A 15,237-nucleotide genomic window follows, 5' to 3' on the forward strand; every position below is an offset into this window, starting at 1 on the left:
GGTCGGTCAACCGGGCCTGCTGCCGAGGTGCGCCATGGCAGAGAGTGAGAGCGGGGCGGACAAGAGCGAAGAACCCACAGCGAAACGCCAGCAGGAGGCGCGCGAGAAGGGGCAGATCGCTCGATCCCGGGAGCTGAACACCCTGGCCATCACCCTGGGTGGGGCAGGGGGGCTGCTGGCCACCGGCGGGGGGCTGGCGGACATGATGATGAAGATGATGCGCACCAGCTTCGACTTTTCCCGCGAGGTGTTGCTGGACGAGCGCAGCATGGGGCTGTTCCTGCTGCATGCCGGGCAGATGGCGCTGTCGGCGGTCATGCCGCTGCTGGTGACCTTGCTGATCATCTCCCTGGCGGCGCCGGTGGCGCTGGGCGGCTGGCTGTTTTCTCCGGAAGCGATGGGGCCGAAGTTCAGCCGGATGAACCCGCTTTCCGGCCTCAAACGCATGTTTTCCGCTCACGCGCTGGTGGAGCTGCTCAAGGCCCTGGGCAAGTTCGCGCTGGTGCTGATGGTGGCGGTGATGGTGCTCTCCTCGGATGCCGATGACCTGCTGGCCATCGCCCACGAGCCGCTGGACCGGGCCATCCTGCACAGTGTCCAGGTGGTGGGCTGGAGTGCGGTCTGGCTGGCCTGCGGGCTGATCCTCATCGCCGGGATCGACGTGCCCTACCAGCTCTGGGACAACAAGCAGAAGCTGATGATGACCAAGCAGGAAGTGCGCGACGAGTACAAGGACTCCGAGGGCAAGCCCGAGGTCAAGGCGCGCATCCGCCGCATGCAGCGGGAGATGGCCGAGCGCCGCATGATGGCGGCGGTGCCTCAGGCCGACGTGGTCATCACCAACCCGACCCACTTCGCCGTGGCGCTCAAGTACGACCCGGCCAAGGGCACTGCACCGGTGCTGCTGGCCAAGGGCAACGACTTCACCGCGCTGAAGATTCGCGAGATCGCCCAGGAGCACAAGGTCACCGTGCTGGAGTCGCCGGCGCTGGCGCGGGCGGTGTTCTATTCCACCGAGCTGGACCACGAGATTCCGGCCGGCCTCTACCTGGCGGTGGCCCAGGTGCTGGCGTACGTCTACCAGCTCAAGCAGTTCCGTGCCGGCAAGGCCAAGCGACCGCCGCCGCTTTCCGAGCCGCCCATCCCCGCCGATCTGCGGCGCGACGAGTAGGGCGCGGGCCCGTCCGGGTCGACATAACGCGCTGTTCTGCCAAGGTTTCACGAAGTTGGAAGGGTTCTTGCACCAGAGCTTGTGCGCGGTTTTGCGCGTCAAGATTTTGAATGGTTGGGCAGGCTTGCCCGCCAGTGCTTGAGGACCTCGATGTGGATCGCACGCAACTGATGGGCAACCTGCGCGGCAACTTCGCCAGCCTCTCCCGGGGCAACCTGGGGGTGCCGCTGCTGGTGCTGGTGATGCTGGGGATGATGACCCTGCCGGTGCCGCCCTTCCTGCTGGACGTGTTCTTCACGTTTAACATCGCGCTGTCCATCGTCGTCCTGCTGGTCAGCGTCTATGCGCTGCGCCCGCTGGATTTCGCGGTGTTCCCCACCATCCTGCTGGTCTCCACCTTGCTGCGCCTGGCGCTGAACGTGGCCTCCAGCCGCGTGGTACTGCTGCACGGCCAGGATGGGCATGACGCGGCGGGCAAGGTGATCCAGGCCTTCGGCGAGGTGGTGATCGGTGGCAACTACGTAGTCGGTGCGGTGATCTTCGCGATCTTGATGATCATCAACTTCGTGGTGGTCACCAAGGGTGCCGGGCGTATTTCCGAAGTGAGTGCGCGTTTCACCCTGGACGCGATGCCCGGCAAGCAGATGGCCATCGACGCCGACCTCAACGCCGGCCTGATCGACCAGAACGAGGCCAAGAAGCGCCGTGCCGAGGTGTCCCAGGAGGCGGACTTCTACGGCTCCATGGACGGTGCCAGCAAGTTCGTGCGCGGTGACGCCATCGCCGGCCTGTTGATCCTGTTCATCAACCTCATTGGTGGCATGGCCATCGGTATCGTCCAGCACGGCCTGACCTTCGGCGATGCCGGGCGCATCTACTCGCTGCTGACCATCGGTGACGGCCTGGTGGCACAGATTCCTTCGCTGCTGCTGTCGACCGCTGCCGCGATCATGGTGACCCGCGTGTCCAGCTCCGAGGACATGGGCCAGCAGGTCAACCGCCAGATGTTCACCTCGCCCAAGGCGCTGGCCGTTTCCGCTGCCATCCTGGTCGCCATGGGCCTGGTGCCGGGCATGCCGCATGTCTCCTTCATCGGTCTGGGTGCGATTTCCGCCGGCGGCGCCTGGTGGATCTGGCACAAGTCGAAGAAGGCCCAGGAAGCGGCCGCCCAGGAAGTCCAGCGCCAGCAGGAGCTGCTGCCGGCCCAGCGTCCCCAGGAAACCAAGGAGCTGGGCTGGGATGACGTCACACCGGTGGACATGGTGGGCCTGGAGGTGGGCTACCGGCTGATCCCGCTGGTGGACCGCAACCAGGGTGGCCAGTTGCTGGCGCGGATCAAGGGGGTGCGCAAGAAGCTCTCCCAGGAGATGGGCTTCCTCATGCCGTCCGTGCACATCCGCGACAACCTCGACCTGCTGCCCAACGCCTATCGGCTGACGCTGATGGGGGTGAGCGTGGCGGAGGCGGAGGTGTATCCGGATCGCGAGTTGGCGATCAATCCTGGCCAGGTGTTCGGCACCCTCAACGGCATTGCCGCCAAGGATCCGGCGTTTGGCCTGGAGGCCGTCTGGATCGATGCCAGTCAGCGCGACCAGGCGCAGTCCCTGGGCTACACGGTGGTGGATGCGAGCACGGTGGTGGCCACCCACCTCAACCAGATCCTGCACAAGCATGCCCACGAGCTGTTGGGGCACGAGGAGGTGCAGCAACTGATGCAGTTGCTGGCCAAGAGCTCGCCGAAGCTGGCCGAGGAGCTGGTGCCGGGGCTGGTGTCGCTGTCGACGCTGCTCAAGGTGCTGCAGAACCTGTTGCAGGAACAGGTGCCGGTACGCGACATCCGCACCATTGCCGAAGCCATCGCGAACGTGGCGCCGAAGAGTCAAGATCCCGCCGCGATGGTGGCGGCGGTCCGCGTCGCACTTTCCCGCGCAATCGTCCAAGGCATTGTGGGACTAGAGCCGGAGCTGCCTGTGATCACCCTGGAACCCAGGTTGGAACAGATTTTGCTGAACAGTATGCAGAAGGCCGGTCAGGGCGCGGAGGACGGCATCCTCCTCGAACCGGGCATGGCCGAGAAGCTGCAACGTTCCCTGGTGGACGCGGCGCAGCGCCAGGAGATGCTCGGCAAGCCGGCGATCCTCCTGGTGGCAGGCCCGATCCGATCCATGATGTCGCGCTTCGCCCGGTTGGCCGTACCCACCATGAACGTACTGGCCTACCAGGAAATACCGGACAACAAGCAGGTCACCATAGTTGCGACTGTGGGGCAGAACTAACCGAGGTCACAGGCCATGCAGGTCAAACGCTTCTTCGCTGCGGATATGCGCCAGGCCATGAAACTGGTGCGGGACGAACTGGGCGCCGATGCTTCCATCATCGGTACCCGGCGCGTGGCCGGTGGTGTCGAGATCACGGCGGCACTCGACTACCCCATGCCTGCTCCGGCCCCCAGCAAGCCGAACCCGGCCCTGGAAGCGGAGCTGCGCCGCACCCAGGCACGCATCGCCGAGGCCCATGCCGAGCTGTCCAACCGCGCCGCTCGCGCGGATGCCGGACGCAACCGGCAACTGGTTCCGGATCGCTCCGAGCCTTCGCCGGAGGCCCTTGAGGCCGCCATGCGCCCGACCCGTCCCGCCGTGGCGCCGGCAGCCGTCGCGGCCGTTCCGGTCACTCCGGCCGCTGCGCCCGTGGCCGACCAGCGTGCGCTGGATGCCATGCGTTTCGAGCTCAACGGGCTGCGTGAGCTGATCGAAGTCCAGCTTGGTTCCATCGCCTGGAGCCAGATGCAGAATCGTCGCCCGCAGCAGGCCAATTTGTGGCGTCGCCTGCAGCGGATGGGGCTGCCGGTGGAGCTGTCCCGTGTGTTGCTGGAGCGTGTCAGCAGCGTCAAGGATCCGCGCCAGGCCTGGCGCATGGTGCTGGCCCACCTGGCCCACGCCATCCGTACCCCTGCCGAGGAGCCTCTGGAAGAGGGGGGCGTGATCGCCCTGGTCGGTCCCGCCGGCATGGGCAAGACCACCACCCTGGCCAAGCTGGCCGCCCGCTATGTGCTTAAGTACGGCGCCCAGCAGATCGCCCTGGTGAGCATGGACAGCTACCGGATCGGTGCCCAGGAACAGCTGAAGACCCTGGGCCGCATCCTCGGTGTGTCCGTCACCCACGTCGATCCGGGCCAGTCGCTGACCCAGGCTCTCGCCCCCCTCGCACGCAAGCGTGTGGTGCTGATTGATACGGCGGGGCTGCCGGCGAACGATCCGGCGCTTAAAATGCAGCTCGAGACACTGGCCAGCCGCAGCGTGAAAGCGCGCAATTTCCTCGTTTTGGCTGCAACCAGTCAAAGCCAGGTGCTGAAAGCGGCCTACCATAGTTACAAGCGGTGTGGCCTTTCGGGCTGCATCCTGACCAAGCTCGATGAAGCCGCGAGCCTGGGCGAAGTGTTGGGACTGGCTATCGGCCAGCATCTGCCGGTAGCCTATCTCGCTGATGGGCCTCGGATTCCGGATGATCTCCAGGTTCCGCGCAGTCACCAACTGGTGAGTCGTGCGGTGAGCCTTCAGGCGCCGGAGGACCCCAGCGAGGAAGCCATGGCCGACCTGTTCGCAGGCCTGTACCAGGCGCCCACTCGCCAGGTTGGATAGAAACCCAGAGCCGCCCGGGATGGGTGGCGTGAATGCGCCAAGTGGCCCAGTCGACGTGAACAAGGTGTGTGATAAATGGGTAGTTTGCATCCCGTACAGGTGATTGCTGTAACCGGTGGCAAGGGCGGTGTCGGCAAGACCAACGTATCCGTGAACCTCTCGCTGGCGCTGGCCGACCTGGGGCGCCGCGTGATGCTGCTCGACGCCGACCTCGGCCTGGCCAACGTCGACGTGCTGCTCGGGCTGACGCCCAAGCGGACCCTGGCGGACGTGATCGCAGGCGAGTGCGACCTGCGTGACGTGCTGCTGCAAGGGCCGGGCGGCGTCCGCATCGTGCCGGCCGCTTCCGGCACGCAGAGCATGGTCCAGCTCTCGCCGATGCAGCATGCCGGTCTGATCCAGGCGTTCAGCGAGATCAGCGACAACCTGGACGTGCTGGTGATCGACACCGCCGCCGGCATCGGCGATGCGGTGGTCAGCTTCGTCCGTGCGGCGCAGGAAGTGATTGTGGTCGTCTGCGACGAGCCTACGTCCATCACCGACGCCTATGCGCTGATCAAGCTGCTCAACCGCGACTTCGGCATGAGCCGTTTCCGGGTCCTGGCCAATATGGCCCACAGCCCGCAGGAAGGTCGCAACCTCTTTGCTAAGCTGACCAAGGTGACTGATCGCTTCCTCGATGTGGCCTTGCAGTACGTCGGCGCCGTCCCCTATGACGAGTCCGTGCGCAAGGCGGTACAGAAGCAGCGAGCGGTCTACGAAGCGTTCCCGCGTTCTAAATGTGCCCTGGCGTTCAAGGCGATTGCTCAGAAGGTCGACAGCTGGCCGTTACCGGCCAACCCCCGCGGCCACCTTGAGTTCTTCGTCGAGCGACTGGTGCAGCAACCCATCGCGGATTCGACCGTATGACACCACCCGCAAGTGGACTTCGCATGTACAACAAGGCTCAGGCCGGGGATTCCCAGCACCAGCTGATCGAGCGCTACGCGCCCCTGGTCAAGCGGATCGCCTACCACCTGCTGGCACGCTTGCCGGCGAACGTGCAGGTTGAAGACCTCATGCAGGCGGGGATGATCGGCCTGCTGGAAGCATCGAAGAAGTACGACTCCAGCAAGGGCGCAAGTTTCGAGACCTACGCCGGGATCCGCATCCGCGGGGCGATGCTCGACGAGGTCCGCAAGGGCGACTGGGCACCGCGCTCGGTCCACCGCAATACCCGGATGGTCAGCGACGCCATCCGCAAAGTCGAGGCAAGAACCGGACGTGACGCTAAAGATCAGGAGGTTGCGGCCGAACTTGGATTGAGTCTCGAAGATTACTACGGCATCCTGAGCGACACTTTGGGCAGCCGGCTGTTCAGCTTCGACGACCTTCTGGAAGGCGGGGAGCATGGCACGGCGCACGAAGACACCGGAGTCACCCATCTCGAACCTTCGAATGACTTGGAAGACGAGCGCTTCCAGGCGGCGCTGGCCGATGCCATCGCCAATCTGCCGGAACGAGAGCGCCTGGTGCTGGCGCTGTATTACGACGAAGAGCTGAATTTGAAGGAAATCGGTGAAGTGCTGGGAGTCAGTGAATCCCGAGTCAGCCAGTTGCACAGCCAGTGCGCCGCGCGTTTGCGGGCCCGGCTGGGTGAGTGGCGTGCCTGAAGCACACCGGTTTTTCGATTGAACGACGCCCCCATGACCCGGGGGCGTTCAGGACTGTACGGAGGTCGATTTGGACAAGAACATGAAAATCCTCATCGTGGACGATTTCTCTACGATGAGACGCATCATCAAGAACCTCCTGCGTGATTTGGGCTTCACCAACACCGCAGAGGCCGACGACGGCACGACCGCCTTGCCGATGCTGCACAGCGGCAATTTCGATTTCCTGGTCACCGACTGGAACATGCCTGGCATGACCGGCATCGACCTGCTGCGTGCCGTGCGCGCCGACGAGCGCCTGAAACACCTGCCGGTGCTGATGGTGACTGCTGAAGCCAAGCGCGATCAGATCATCGAAGCCGCCCAGGCCGGCGTGAACGGGTACGTGGTCAAGCCGTTCACGGCCCAGGTTCTCAAAGAGAAGATTGAAAAGATCTTCGAGCGGGTCAACGGCTGATGCCAGTCGCGAGGACGCCATGGATAAAGATTCCCAGTCGGGAGACCTCGAGTCGACCCTGAAAAATCATGCACGCGAGCTGGTGGAAACCCTTGAAAAGGGCAACTTCGGCGATGCGGTGCAACTGATCCACGAACTGAACAAGGTTCGCGACCGCGGCCTCTATCAGGAAGTCGGCAAGCTCACCCGCGAGTTGCACAATGCGATCGTCAACTTCCAGATCGATCCGCATTTGCCGCACGCCAAGGAAATGTCCCAGATCGCCGATGCGACGGATCGTCTCTCCTACGTCGTGCAGATGACGGAGAAGGCAGCCAACCGCACCATGGATCTGGTGGAGGAGAGCGCACCGCTGCTCAATGGCCTGGGCGATGAAGCCCAGAGCCTTTCCGAGGAGTGGGGGCGCTTCATGCGGCGCGAGATCGGCGCGGATGCGTTCCGGGAGCTGGCCAAGCGCATCGAATCGTTCCTGGCGCGCAGTCAGCGCGACACCGAGCAGCTATCCTCCCATATGAACGACATCCTGCTGGCACAGGACTATCAGGACCTGACCGGGCAAGTGATCAAACGCGTCACCCAGTTGGTGACCGAAGTTGAGCACAACCTGGTGAAACTGGTGCTGATGGCCAGTGACGTAGACCGTTTCGCAGGCATCCAGCATGACCGCGAAGCGATGGTTGTCGAGAAAGAAAAACTAAAAGATCCATCTAGGGGTGAAGGTCCGCAGATCAATGCCGATAAGCGTGATGACGTCGTGGCCGATCAGGTCGACGTCGATGATCTGTTATCCAGCCTTGGTTTCTAGGGGAGCCGCCTAATGAGCTTCGACGCCGATGAAGAAATCCTCCAGGACTTCCTGGTAGAGGCCGGCGAAATACTGGAGCAATTGTCCGAGCAGCTCGTTGAGCTGGAGAGCCGTCCGGACGATATGGATCTGCTCAATGCCATTTTCCGGGGTTTCCACACGGTCAAGGGCGGAGCTGGTTTCCTCCAGCTAAACGCCCTTGTGGAATGCTGCCACATCGCCGAAAACGTGTTCGACATCCTCCGCAAGGGTGCGCGTCGAGTCGATGCAGAGCTGATGGACGTGGTGCTCCAGGCGCTGGATACCGTCAACGAGATGTTCAGCCAGGTACGCGAGCGCTCCGAGCCGACGCCCGCCACGCCCGAGCTGCTGGCCGCATTATCGCGCCTGGCAGAGCCTGCGGGTGCGTCCGAGCCTGAGCCTGTTGCTGAGGCTTTTGAACCTGAGCCCGAGCCCGAGCCGGAGGCCGAAGAGCCTGCCGCGCCGGCATCGGGCGACATCACCGACAGCGAGTTCGAGCAACTGCTGACGGCCCTGGACGAGCCCTCTGGTTCCAATGCCGAACCCGCAGCCGGCAACGAAGCGGCCGCGTCGGATGAAATTACCGATGACGAGTTCGAAGCGCTGCTGGACCAGCTCCATGGCAAGGGCAAGTTCGTCGGCGATGCGGCGCCAGCTTCCAGTGCGCCCAAGGCGCCCGAGCCGGTTGCTGCCCCTTCTGCCTCGCCGGGCGGCGATGACATCACCGATGATGAGTTTGAAGCCCTGCTTGACCAGCTTCACGGCAAGGGCAAGTTCGTCGCCCCTGCTGTGGATGACACCGCACCGGCTGCTGTCGCGTCCGTGCCCGATACCGCAGCACCGGCTGCGCCGGGCGGCGACAACATCACCGATGACGAGTTCGAAGCCCTGCTGGACCAGCTTCATGGCAAGGGCAAGTTCGTCGCGGAGGCTCCTGCCTCGTCAGCCCCGGCCAAGCCGGCGGCACCTGCGAAGCCCGCTGCGGCACCCGCCAAGCCTGCGGCCACACCCGCCGCGAAAGCGACCGAGCCGGCGAAGCCTGCTGCCGCCAAGCCCGAACCTGCCAAGCCTGCGCCGGCAGCTGCCCGTCCGGCTGCGCCGACGGCTAACGGAGACAAGGCTGCTCCTGCGGCAGCCAGCGAAACGGAAACCACCGTACGGGTGGACACCGCTCGCCTGGACGAGATCATGAACATGGTGGGCGAGCTGGTACTGGTGCGTAACCGTCTGGTGCGTCTCGGTGCCAACAGCGGTGACGAGGCCATGGCCAAGGCCGTGTCGAACCTCGATGTGGTGACCGCCGACCTGCAGACCGCGGTGATGAAGACCCGCATGCAGCCCATCAAGAAGGTCTTCGGCCGCTTCCCGCGCCTCGTGCGCGACCTGGCCCGCAACCTGAAGAAAGAGATCAACCTCGAGCTGGTGGGGGAGGAGACCGACCTCGACAAGAACCTCGTCGAGGCCCTTGCTGACCCGCTGGTCCACCTGGTGCGCAACGCCGTGGACCACGGCATCGAGACGCCCGAGGAGCGCGAGGCCGCCGGCAAGGCGCGTACCGGTCGCGTCGTGCTGTCCGCCGAGCAGGAGGGTGACCACATCCTTCTGATGATCACCGACGACGGCAAGGGCATGGACGCGAACATCCTCCGCGCCAAGGCCGTCGAGAAAGGGCTGCTGGACAAGGATGCCGCCGACCGCCTGACCGAGCTGGAGTGCTACAACCTGATTTTCGCCCCGGGCTTCTCGACCAAGACCGAGATCTCGGACGTATCCGGTCGTGGCGTCGGGATGGACGTGGTGAAGACCAAGATCTCCCAGCTCAACGGCACGGTGAACGTGTTCTCGCAGAAAGGGCAAGGTTCCAAGATCGTCATCAAGGTGCCGCTGACCCTGGCGATCATGCCGACGCTCATGGTGATGCTGGGCAACCAGGCCTTCGCTTTCCCGCTGGTCAACGTCAACGAGATCTTCCACCTCGACCTGTCCCGCACCAACGTCGTGGATGGCCAGGAAGTGGTGATCGTCCGCGACAAGGCCCTGCCGCTGTTCTACCTCAAGCGCTGGCTGGTTCGTGACGCCTCATACGAGGAGCAGGGTGAAGGGCACGTGGTGATCCTCTCCGTGGGTACCCAGCGCATCGGCTTCGTGGTGGATCAACTGGTCGGTCAGGAAGAAGTGGTGATCAAGCCGCTTGGCAAGATGCTGCAGGGGACGCCCGGCATGTCCGGTGCCACCATTACCGGCGATGGACGAATCGCCCTCATCCTCGACGTGCCGAGCATGCTCAAGCGCTACGCGCGCCGCGGTTGATCGTTTAGGCGGCCCGTTGGGGGCCGCCTGTTAGGAGTGTTTATGGCAGTCAAGGTTCTGGTGGTTGATGACTCCGGCTTCTTCCGTCGTCGCGTTTCGGAGATTCTGTCCGCCGACACCAATATCCAGGTGGTAGGGACCGCCACGAATGGCCGGGAGGCCATCGACCAGGCGCTGGCGCTCAAGCCTGACGTCATCACCATGGATTACGAAATGCCCATGATGGACGGCATCACCGCCGTCCGGCACATCATGCAGCGCTGCCCGACTCCGGTCCTGATGTTCTCCTCCCTGACTCACGAAGGCGCCCGGGTAACCCTCGATGCGCTGGATGCCGGTGCGGTCGACTTCCTGCCGAAGAACTTTGAGGACATCTCCCGCAATCCGGAGAAGGTCAAGCAACTGCTCTGCGAGAAGGTGCACAGCATCGCGCGGAGCAACCGTCGCTACAGCAGCTACACCCCGCCGCCTGCCGCGCCGACGCCCAGCAGTTCCGGCCCGTCGAGCCTGTCTCGCCCTGCGGCTGCACCTGCCCCAGCACCGGCTTCCTCATCCAGTGGTAGTTCCAGCAGCGGGCCTGCGCCCAAGCGCAAGTCCTACCGGCTGGTGGCCATCGGCACCTCGACGGGTGGTCCTGTTGCGCTTCAGCGTGTGCTGACCCAGCTGCCCGCCAATTTCCCGGCGCCGCTGGTGCTGATCCAGCACATGCCGGCGGCGTTCACCAAGGCATTCGCCGAGCGCCTGGACAAGCTCTGCCGTATCTCCGTCAAGGAGGCCGAGGATGGCGACCAGCTCAGGCCTGGCCTCGCCCTGCTGGCACCGGGCGGCAAGCAGATGATGGTGGACCCGCGCGGGACCGTGCGCATCCTCCCCGGCGATGAGCGCCTCAACTACAAGCCCTGTGTCGACATCACCTTCGGCTCCGCTGCCAAGGCCTTCAATGATAAGGTCCTGGCCGTGGTGCTGACCGGCATGGGCGCGGACGGCCGCGAGGGTGCACGCCTGCTCAAGCAGAGCGGCAGCCAGGTGTGGGCGCAGGATGAAGCCAGTTGCGTGATCTATGGCATGCCGATGGCAATCGTGAAGGCCAACCTGGCAGACGCGGTCTACGGCCTCGACGACATTGGCAGGCACATCGCCGAAGCATGCCTGTGATGGGAGTAGTGCGGTAAATGGATGCGTTGAGCATCGTAGGGATCATCCTTGCACTGGTCGCCATCGTTGGGGGCAACTACCTCGAAGGAGGGCACGCCGGTGCCCTTCTGAACGGCCCGGCTGCGCTGATCGTGATTGGCGGTACCGTGGGTGCCGCTTTGCTCCAGACACCCATGAGCGTGCTCAAGCGGGCTCTGGCGATCCTTCGCTGGATCATCTTCCCGCCCAGGATCGACCTCACCGGCGGCATCAACAGCGTGGTGGGCTGGAGCATGGCGGCGCGCAAGGAAGGGCTCCTGGGCCTGGAGCCCATTGCCGACGCCGAGCCGGACCCCTATGCCCGCAAGGGTTTGCAGCTCCTGGTCGACGGCGCCGAGCCCGAGTCCATCCGCAGCATTCTCGAAGTGGACCTTTATACCCAGGAGGCCCGCGATCTGCAGGCCGCCAAGGTGTTCGAGAGCATGGGCGGCTACGCCCCTACCATCGGCATCATTGGTGCGGTGATGGGGCTGATCCACGTCATGGGCAACCTGGCCGACCCGAGTCAGCTTGGAGGTGGCATTGCGGTAGCGTTCGTCGCCACCATCTACGGCGTGAGTTTCGCCAACCTGCTCCTGTTGCCGGTGAGCAGCAAGCTGAAGGCTATCGCCATGCGCCAGTCGCGCTACCGGGAAATGCTGCTGGAGGGCATCCTCTCCATCGGCGAGGGTGAGAACCCCCGCTCCATCGAACTGAAGCTGCAAGGCTTCGTGGATTGATGGAGGCATGGCATGGCTCGCAGGCGTCAGCACGAAGAGCATGAGAACCACGAGCGCTGGCTCGTTTCATACGCCGATTTCATTACGCTGCTGTTCGCGTTCTTCGTGGTCATGTACTCCATCTCCTCGATCAACGAGGGCAAGTACAAGATCCTCTCGGACACCCTGACCGGCGTCTTCAACCAGCCGGATCGCTCGATCAAGCCGATCCCGATCGGCGAAGAGCGCCCTCGTACCACCGAGGCAGAGCAGACGTCTGCAGAGCAGGGCGGGCCTGGCGATGCCCAGGCCGATCCCTTGCAGAGCATCACCGAGAGCATGCAGGCAGCGTTTGGCGACCTGATTTCCAACGAGCAGATGACGGTTCGGGGCAACGAGCTCTGGGTGGAGATCGAGCTGAATTCCAGCCTGCTGTTCCCCAGTGGCGATGCCATCCCCACCAACGAGGCGTTCACCATCATCGAGAAGGTGGCGAAGATCCTCGCCCCCTACGAAAACCCCGTGCACGTCGAAGGCTTCACCGATAACCTGCCCATCAGCACAGCCGCCTATCCTTCCAACTGGGAGCTTTCCGCCTCCCGTGCATCCAGTATCGTGAGGATGCTTTCCATGGACGGGGTCAATCCGGCGCGCCTCGCGGCGGTCGGGTACGGCGAATTCCAGCCGGTGGCGGACAACTCGACGGCGGAAGGGCGCGCACGCAACCGCCGTGTGGTATTGGTGGTTTCGCGAAACCTCGACGTGCGGCGAGCGGTGAGTGGGGTAGGGGCGGGCAAAGCCAAGCCGGATGACGCGTTGCGGCGTGCTGGCACGCAAACTGCACCAGCGCCTGCACCGGGGCCCTCCGCAGCGGGGGCCGTCAATTCCCCGTCGCCCGCGCCAGCGGGTGGACAATGATCCTCGGCAAGGCTGTGGTTTCGCCGGGAGGACGAAGAGCATGAGAGTTTGGGCGGTAGCCAATCAGAAGGGTGGTGTCGGCAAGACCACCACCTCCATCGCACTGGCAGGCTTGCTGGCCGACGCCGGCAAGCGCGTCGTGGTCGTGGATCTCGACCCCCACGGTTCCATGACCAGCTATTTCGGCCATGACCCCGATACCCTGGAGCACAGCTGCTTCGACCTGTTCCTCCACCAGGGCGGCGTACCGGAAGGGCTGCCCCGGCAACTGCTGCTGCAGACCAGCCACGAGCGCATGTCGCTGCTGCCTTCCAGCACCGCCCTGGCCACCCTCGAGCGCCAGTCACCTGGGCAGAACGGGCTGGGCCTGGTGATCGCCAAGAGCCTGGCGCAGCTTTGGCAGGAGTTCGACCACGCCATCATCGACAGCCCGCCGCTTCTCGGCGTGTTGATGGTCAATGCGCTGGCTGCCAGCCAACAACTGGTGATCCCCGTGCAGACCGAATTCCTGGCAGTGAAGGGCCTGGAACGCATGGTCAGCACCCTCAACATGGTCAATCGCTCGCGCAAGCAGGCACTGCCCTACACCATCGTGCCGACTCTTTTCGACCGTCGGACCCAGGCGTCCCTGAATACTCTGCGTGTGCTGCGCAACACCTATCCCGAGCACCTCTGGCCGGCCTACATCCCGGTGGACACCCGCCTGCGGGATGCCAGCCGTGCCGGCGTGACCCCGTCGCAGTACGACGGCAACAGCCGTGGTGTGATCGCCTATCGCGCGCTGCTCAAGCACCTGCTGAGCCAGCAGCTCGCCGCGCAGGTCGCTTGATATGAGCGTCTATGCTGAGCTACAGGTGCTCTCAAGTCCGGCATGCCCTGTGCCGATAGACTGTCGAGCCCAACGTCGCAGGTCCCACCCATGAGCCGTACCCTCGCCACCACCACACGACCGCAACTGGCGTTGCAGTCCTACCTGGACTCCCTGCTGCAGGAAGCAGCCATCGAACTCGCCGACAGCGTAAGCCTGGAGGAATTCGAGGCTGCCGTGCTCGAGGAGCAGGTGCGTGATGCCCGGCTGAACCAGGCGCGCCCAGTACTGGCCGCCGCGCCGGAGGCGGCTCCTCGCGTGGTGCGTGCCGCTCCCGTAGCGGTCCAGCTGGAGGATCGCCCGGTGCGTCAGCTTGCGCCGGTCATCGCCGAGCCCGTGCTGGTGCCGGCAATCCCGGAGCCAGAGCCGGAGCCTGCGCTGGTGGAACCGGTTGCCGAACTGCAGGTTGCCAGCGTCGAGCCCCGCGAGCCTTTGCCACCCAGTTTCGAGGGTCGCCCTCAATGGGCGGAAGAGCCATTCGAATGCCTGCTGTTCGACGTTGCCGGGCTGACCCTGGCCGTGCCTCTGGTCTGCCTGGGCTCCATCTACCCCCTTGCCGGCCAGGAACTCACGCCATTGTTCGGCCAGCCGGACTGGTTCCTCGGTATCCTGCCGTGCCAGGCAGGCAACCTGAAGGTGCTGGACACGGCTCGCTGGGTGATGCCGGACCGTTACCGCGATGATTTCCGCGAGGGGCTGCAGTACGTTATTTCCGTCCAGGGCTACGAATGGGGTCTCGCCGTGCACCAGGTGAGCCGCTCCATCCGCCTGGACCCGAACGAGATCAAGTGGCGCAGTCAGCGCAGCCAGCGACCCTGGCTGGCCGGCACGGTGATCGAGCACATGTGTGCGTTGCTGGACGTCGCCGCGCTGGCCGAATTGATTGCCAGTGGCGCCGTCAAGAACATGTCGCTTAACTGAACAATGAAGAGGCAGGCTCCGCACGCCGGGGCGCCGGATTCGCAACAAGGCGGTCAACCCGCATTCGCCGCCCCGTGCGGTACAAGAAGAGGCTAGGGAACATGAAGAAATCGTCAGGGCAAGGTTCCGAAGATCCCATCCTGCAGTGGGTGACTTTCCGCCTGGACAATGAAACCTACGGCATCAACGTGATGCAGGTGCAGGAAGTCCTGCGCTACACCGAGATCGCGCCGGTGCCGGGGGCTCCCAGCTACGTCCTGGGCATCATCAACCTGCGTGGCAACGTGGTGACGGTGATCGATACCCGCCAGCGCTTTGGCCTGGATTCCGCGCCGGTCACCGACAACACCCGCATCGTCATCATCGAGGCGGACAAGCAGGTGGTGGGCATCCTCGTCGACAGCGTCGCCGAAGTGGTCTACCTGCGTCAGTCCGAGGTCGAGACCGCGCCCAACGTGGGCAACGAGGAGTCGGCCAAGTTCATCCAGGGCGTCTGCAACAAGAACGGCGAGCTGCTGATCCTGGTCGAGCTGGACAAGATGATGAGCGAAGAAGAGTGGTCGGAGCTGGAGAGCATCTGACGT

General features: G+C 64.2%; 14 protein-coding genes. All 14 read left to right on the forward strand.

What is annotated here, in order from left to right:
* Nucleotides 1–34 precede the first annotated feature (34 nt).
* The 14 genes from flhB to FBY21_RS01065 all read left to right on the forward strand — a co-directional run bounded on the left by flhB (nucleotide 35) and on the right by FBY21_RS01065 (nucleotide 15,234).
* A complete protein-coding gene (flhB, locus tag FBY21_RS01000) occupies nucleotides 35–1,171 on the forward strand; it encodes a flagellar biosynthesis protein FlhB (RefSeq protein WP_142007982.1) in 1,137 nt (378 codons plus the stop codon).
* A 152-nt stretch (nucleotides 1,172–1,323) separates the two neighbouring features.
* Nucleotides 1,324–3,447 (forward strand): flagellar biosynthesis protein FlhA, encoded by a 2,124-nt coding sequence (gene flhA, locus FBY21_RS01005; protein ID WP_044408893.1) that lies wholly within the window; start codon nucleotides 1,324–1,326, stop codon nucleotides 3,445–3,447.
* A 15-nt stretch (nucleotides 3,448–3,462) separates the two neighbouring features.
* Complete coding sequence (flhF, locus tag FBY21_RS01010) at nucleotides 3,463–4,809, forward strand: flagellar biosynthesis protein FlhF (protein ID WP_044408111.1); 1,347 nt, start codon at nucleotides 3,463–3,465, stop codon at nucleotides 4,807–4,809.
* A 75-nt stretch (nucleotides 4,810–4,884) separates the two neighbouring features.
* Nucleotides 4,885–5,718 carry a flagellar synthesis regulator FleN gene (gene fleN / locus FBY21_RS01015; protein WP_069560381.1) on the forward strand — a complete coding sequence of 278 codons (834 nt, stop codon included), beginning with the start codon at nucleotides 4,885–4,887 and terminating at the stop codon, nucleotides 5,716–5,718.
* A complete protein-coding gene (fliA, locus tag FBY21_RS01020) occupies nucleotides 5,715–6,461 on the forward strand; it encodes an RNA polymerase sigma factor FliA (RefSeq protein WP_044408109.1) in 747 nt (248 codons plus the stop codon). Before fleN ends, fliA begins: the two co-directional genes overlap by 4 nt.
* An 82-nt stretch (nucleotides 6,462–6,543) precedes the next feature.
* Nucleotides 6,544–6,918 carry a chemotaxis response regulator CheY gene (locus FBY21_RS01025; RefSeq protein WP_003083073.1) on the forward strand — a complete coding sequence of 125 codons (375 nt, stop codon included), beginning with the start codon at nucleotides 6,544–6,546 and terminating at the stop codon, nucleotides 6,916–6,918.
* Nucleotides 6,919–6,937: 19 nt separating this feature from the next.
* Complete coding sequence (locus FBY21_RS01030; protein WP_142007985.1) at nucleotides 6,938–7,723, forward strand: protein phosphatase CheZ; 786 nt, start codon at nucleotides 6,938–6,940, stop codon at nucleotides 7,721–7,723.
* Nucleotides 7,724–7,735: 12 nt separating this feature from the next.
* Nucleotides 7,736–10,054, forward strand: coding sequence for a chemotaxis protein CheA (locus FBY21_RS01035; RefSeq protein ID WP_142007987.1), 2,319 nt, complete (start codon nucleotides 7,736–7,738; stop codon nucleotides 10,052–10,054).
* A gap of 42 nt (nucleotides 10,055–10,096) precedes the next feature.
* A complete protein-coding gene (locus FBY21_RS01040; protein ID WP_044408075.1) occupies nucleotides 10,097–11,209 on the forward strand; it encodes a chemotaxis response regulator protein-glutamate methylesterase in 1,113 nt (370 codons plus the stop codon).
* A gap of 17 nt (nucleotides 11,210–11,226) precedes the next feature.
* Nucleotides 11,227–11,967, forward strand: coding sequence for a flagellar motor protein (locus FBY21_RS01045; RefSeq protein ID WP_044408072.1), 741 nt, complete (start codon nucleotides 11,227–11,229; stop codon nucleotides 11,965–11,967).
* A 12-nt stretch (nucleotides 11,968–11,979) separates the two neighbouring features.
* On the forward strand, nucleotides 11,980–12,864 hold the full coding sequence (gene motD, locus FBY21_RS01050; protein WP_044408069.1) for a flagellar motor protein MotD: 885 nt from the start codon (nucleotides 11,980–11,982) through the stop codon (nucleotides 12,862–12,864).
* Between the two features lie 40 nt (nucleotides 12,865–12,904).
* Entirely contained in the window at nucleotides 12,905–13,693 is a 789-nt protein-coding gene (locus FBY21_RS01055; RefSeq protein WP_044408066.1) for a ParA family protein, read from the forward strand.
* A 90-nt stretch (nucleotides 13,694–13,783) separates the two neighbouring features.
* Nucleotides 13,784–14,653 carry a CheW domain-containing protein gene (locus tag FBY21_RS01060; protein ID WP_142007990.1) on the forward strand — a complete coding sequence of 290 codons (870 nt, stop codon included), beginning with the start codon at nucleotides 13,784–13,786 and terminating at the stop codon, nucleotides 14,651–14,653.
* A 101-nt stretch (nucleotides 14,654–14,754) separates the two neighbouring features.
* Nucleotides 14,755–15,234: a chemotaxis protein CheW gene (locus tag FBY21_RS01065; protein ID WP_044408061.1), complete on the forward strand. Its 480-nt coding sequence runs from the start codon at nucleotides 14,755–14,757 to the stop codon at nucleotides 15,232–15,234.
* Nucleotides 15,235–15,237 lie beyond the last annotated feature (3 nt).

It is taken from the genome of Pseudomonas sp. SLBN-26 (genome assembly GCF_006715895.1).
GTDB lineage: Bacteria > Pseudomonadota > Gammaproteobacteria > Pseudomonadales > Pseudomonadaceae > Metapseudomonas > Metapseudomonas otitidis.

What these genes read in the sequence shown, in the direction of transcription:
- FBY21_RS01065 (WP_044408061.1), top strand. Translation starts at nt 14,755, where the DNA reads ATGAAGAAATCGTCAGGGCAAGGTTCCGAAGATCCCATCCTGCAGTGG.
- FBY21_RS01045 (WP_044408072.1), top strand. Translation starts at nt 11,227, where the DNA reads ATGGATGCGTTGAGCATCGTAGGGATCATCCTTGCACTGGTCGCCATC.
- FBY21_RS01055 (WP_044408066.1), top strand. Translation starts at nt 12,905, where the DNA reads ATGAGAGTTTGGGCGGTAGCCAATCAGAAGGGTGGTGTCGGCAAGACC.
- FBY21_RS01060 (WP_142007990.1), top strand. Translation starts at nt 13,784, where the DNA reads ATGAGCCGTACCCTCGCCACCACCACACGACCGCAACTGGCGTTGCAG.
- FBY21_RS01035 (WP_142007987.1), top strand. Translation starts at nt 7,736, where the DNA reads ATGAGCTTCGACGCCGATGAAGAAATCCTCCAGGACTTCCTGGTAGAG.
- FBY21_RS01040 (WP_044408075.1), top strand. Translation starts at nt 10,097, where the DNA reads ATGGCAGTCAAGGTTCTGGTGGTTGATGACTCCGGCTTCTTCCGTCGT.
- flhF (WP_044408111.1), top strand. Translation starts at nt 3,463, where the DNA reads ATGCAGGTCAAACGCTTCTTCGCTGCGGATATGCGCCAGGCCATGAAA.
- motD (WP_044408069.1), top strand. Translation starts at nt 11,980, where the DNA reads ATGGCTCGCAGGCGTCAGCACGAAGAGCATGAGAACCACGAGCGCTGG.
- fliA (WP_044408109.1), top strand. Translation starts at nt 5,715, where the DNA reads ATGACACCACCCGCAAGTGGACTTCGCATGTACAACAAGGCTCAGGCC.
- FBY21_RS01030 (WP_142007985.1), top strand. Translation starts at nt 6,938, where the DNA reads ATGGATAAAGATTCCCAGTCGGGAGACCTCGAGTCGACCCTGAAAAAT.
- FBY21_RS01025 (WP_003083073.1), top strand. Translation starts at nt 6,544, where the DNA reads ATGAAAATCCTCATCGTGGACGATTTCTCTACGATGAGACGCATCATC.
- fleN (WP_069560381.1), top strand. Translation starts at nt 4,885, where the DNA reads ATGGGTAGTTTGCATCCCGTACAGGTGATTGCTGTAACCGGTGGCAAG.
- flhB (WP_142007982.1), top strand. Translation starts at nt 35, where the DNA reads ATGGCAGAGAGTGAGAGCGGGGCGGACAAGAGCGAAGAACCCACAGCG.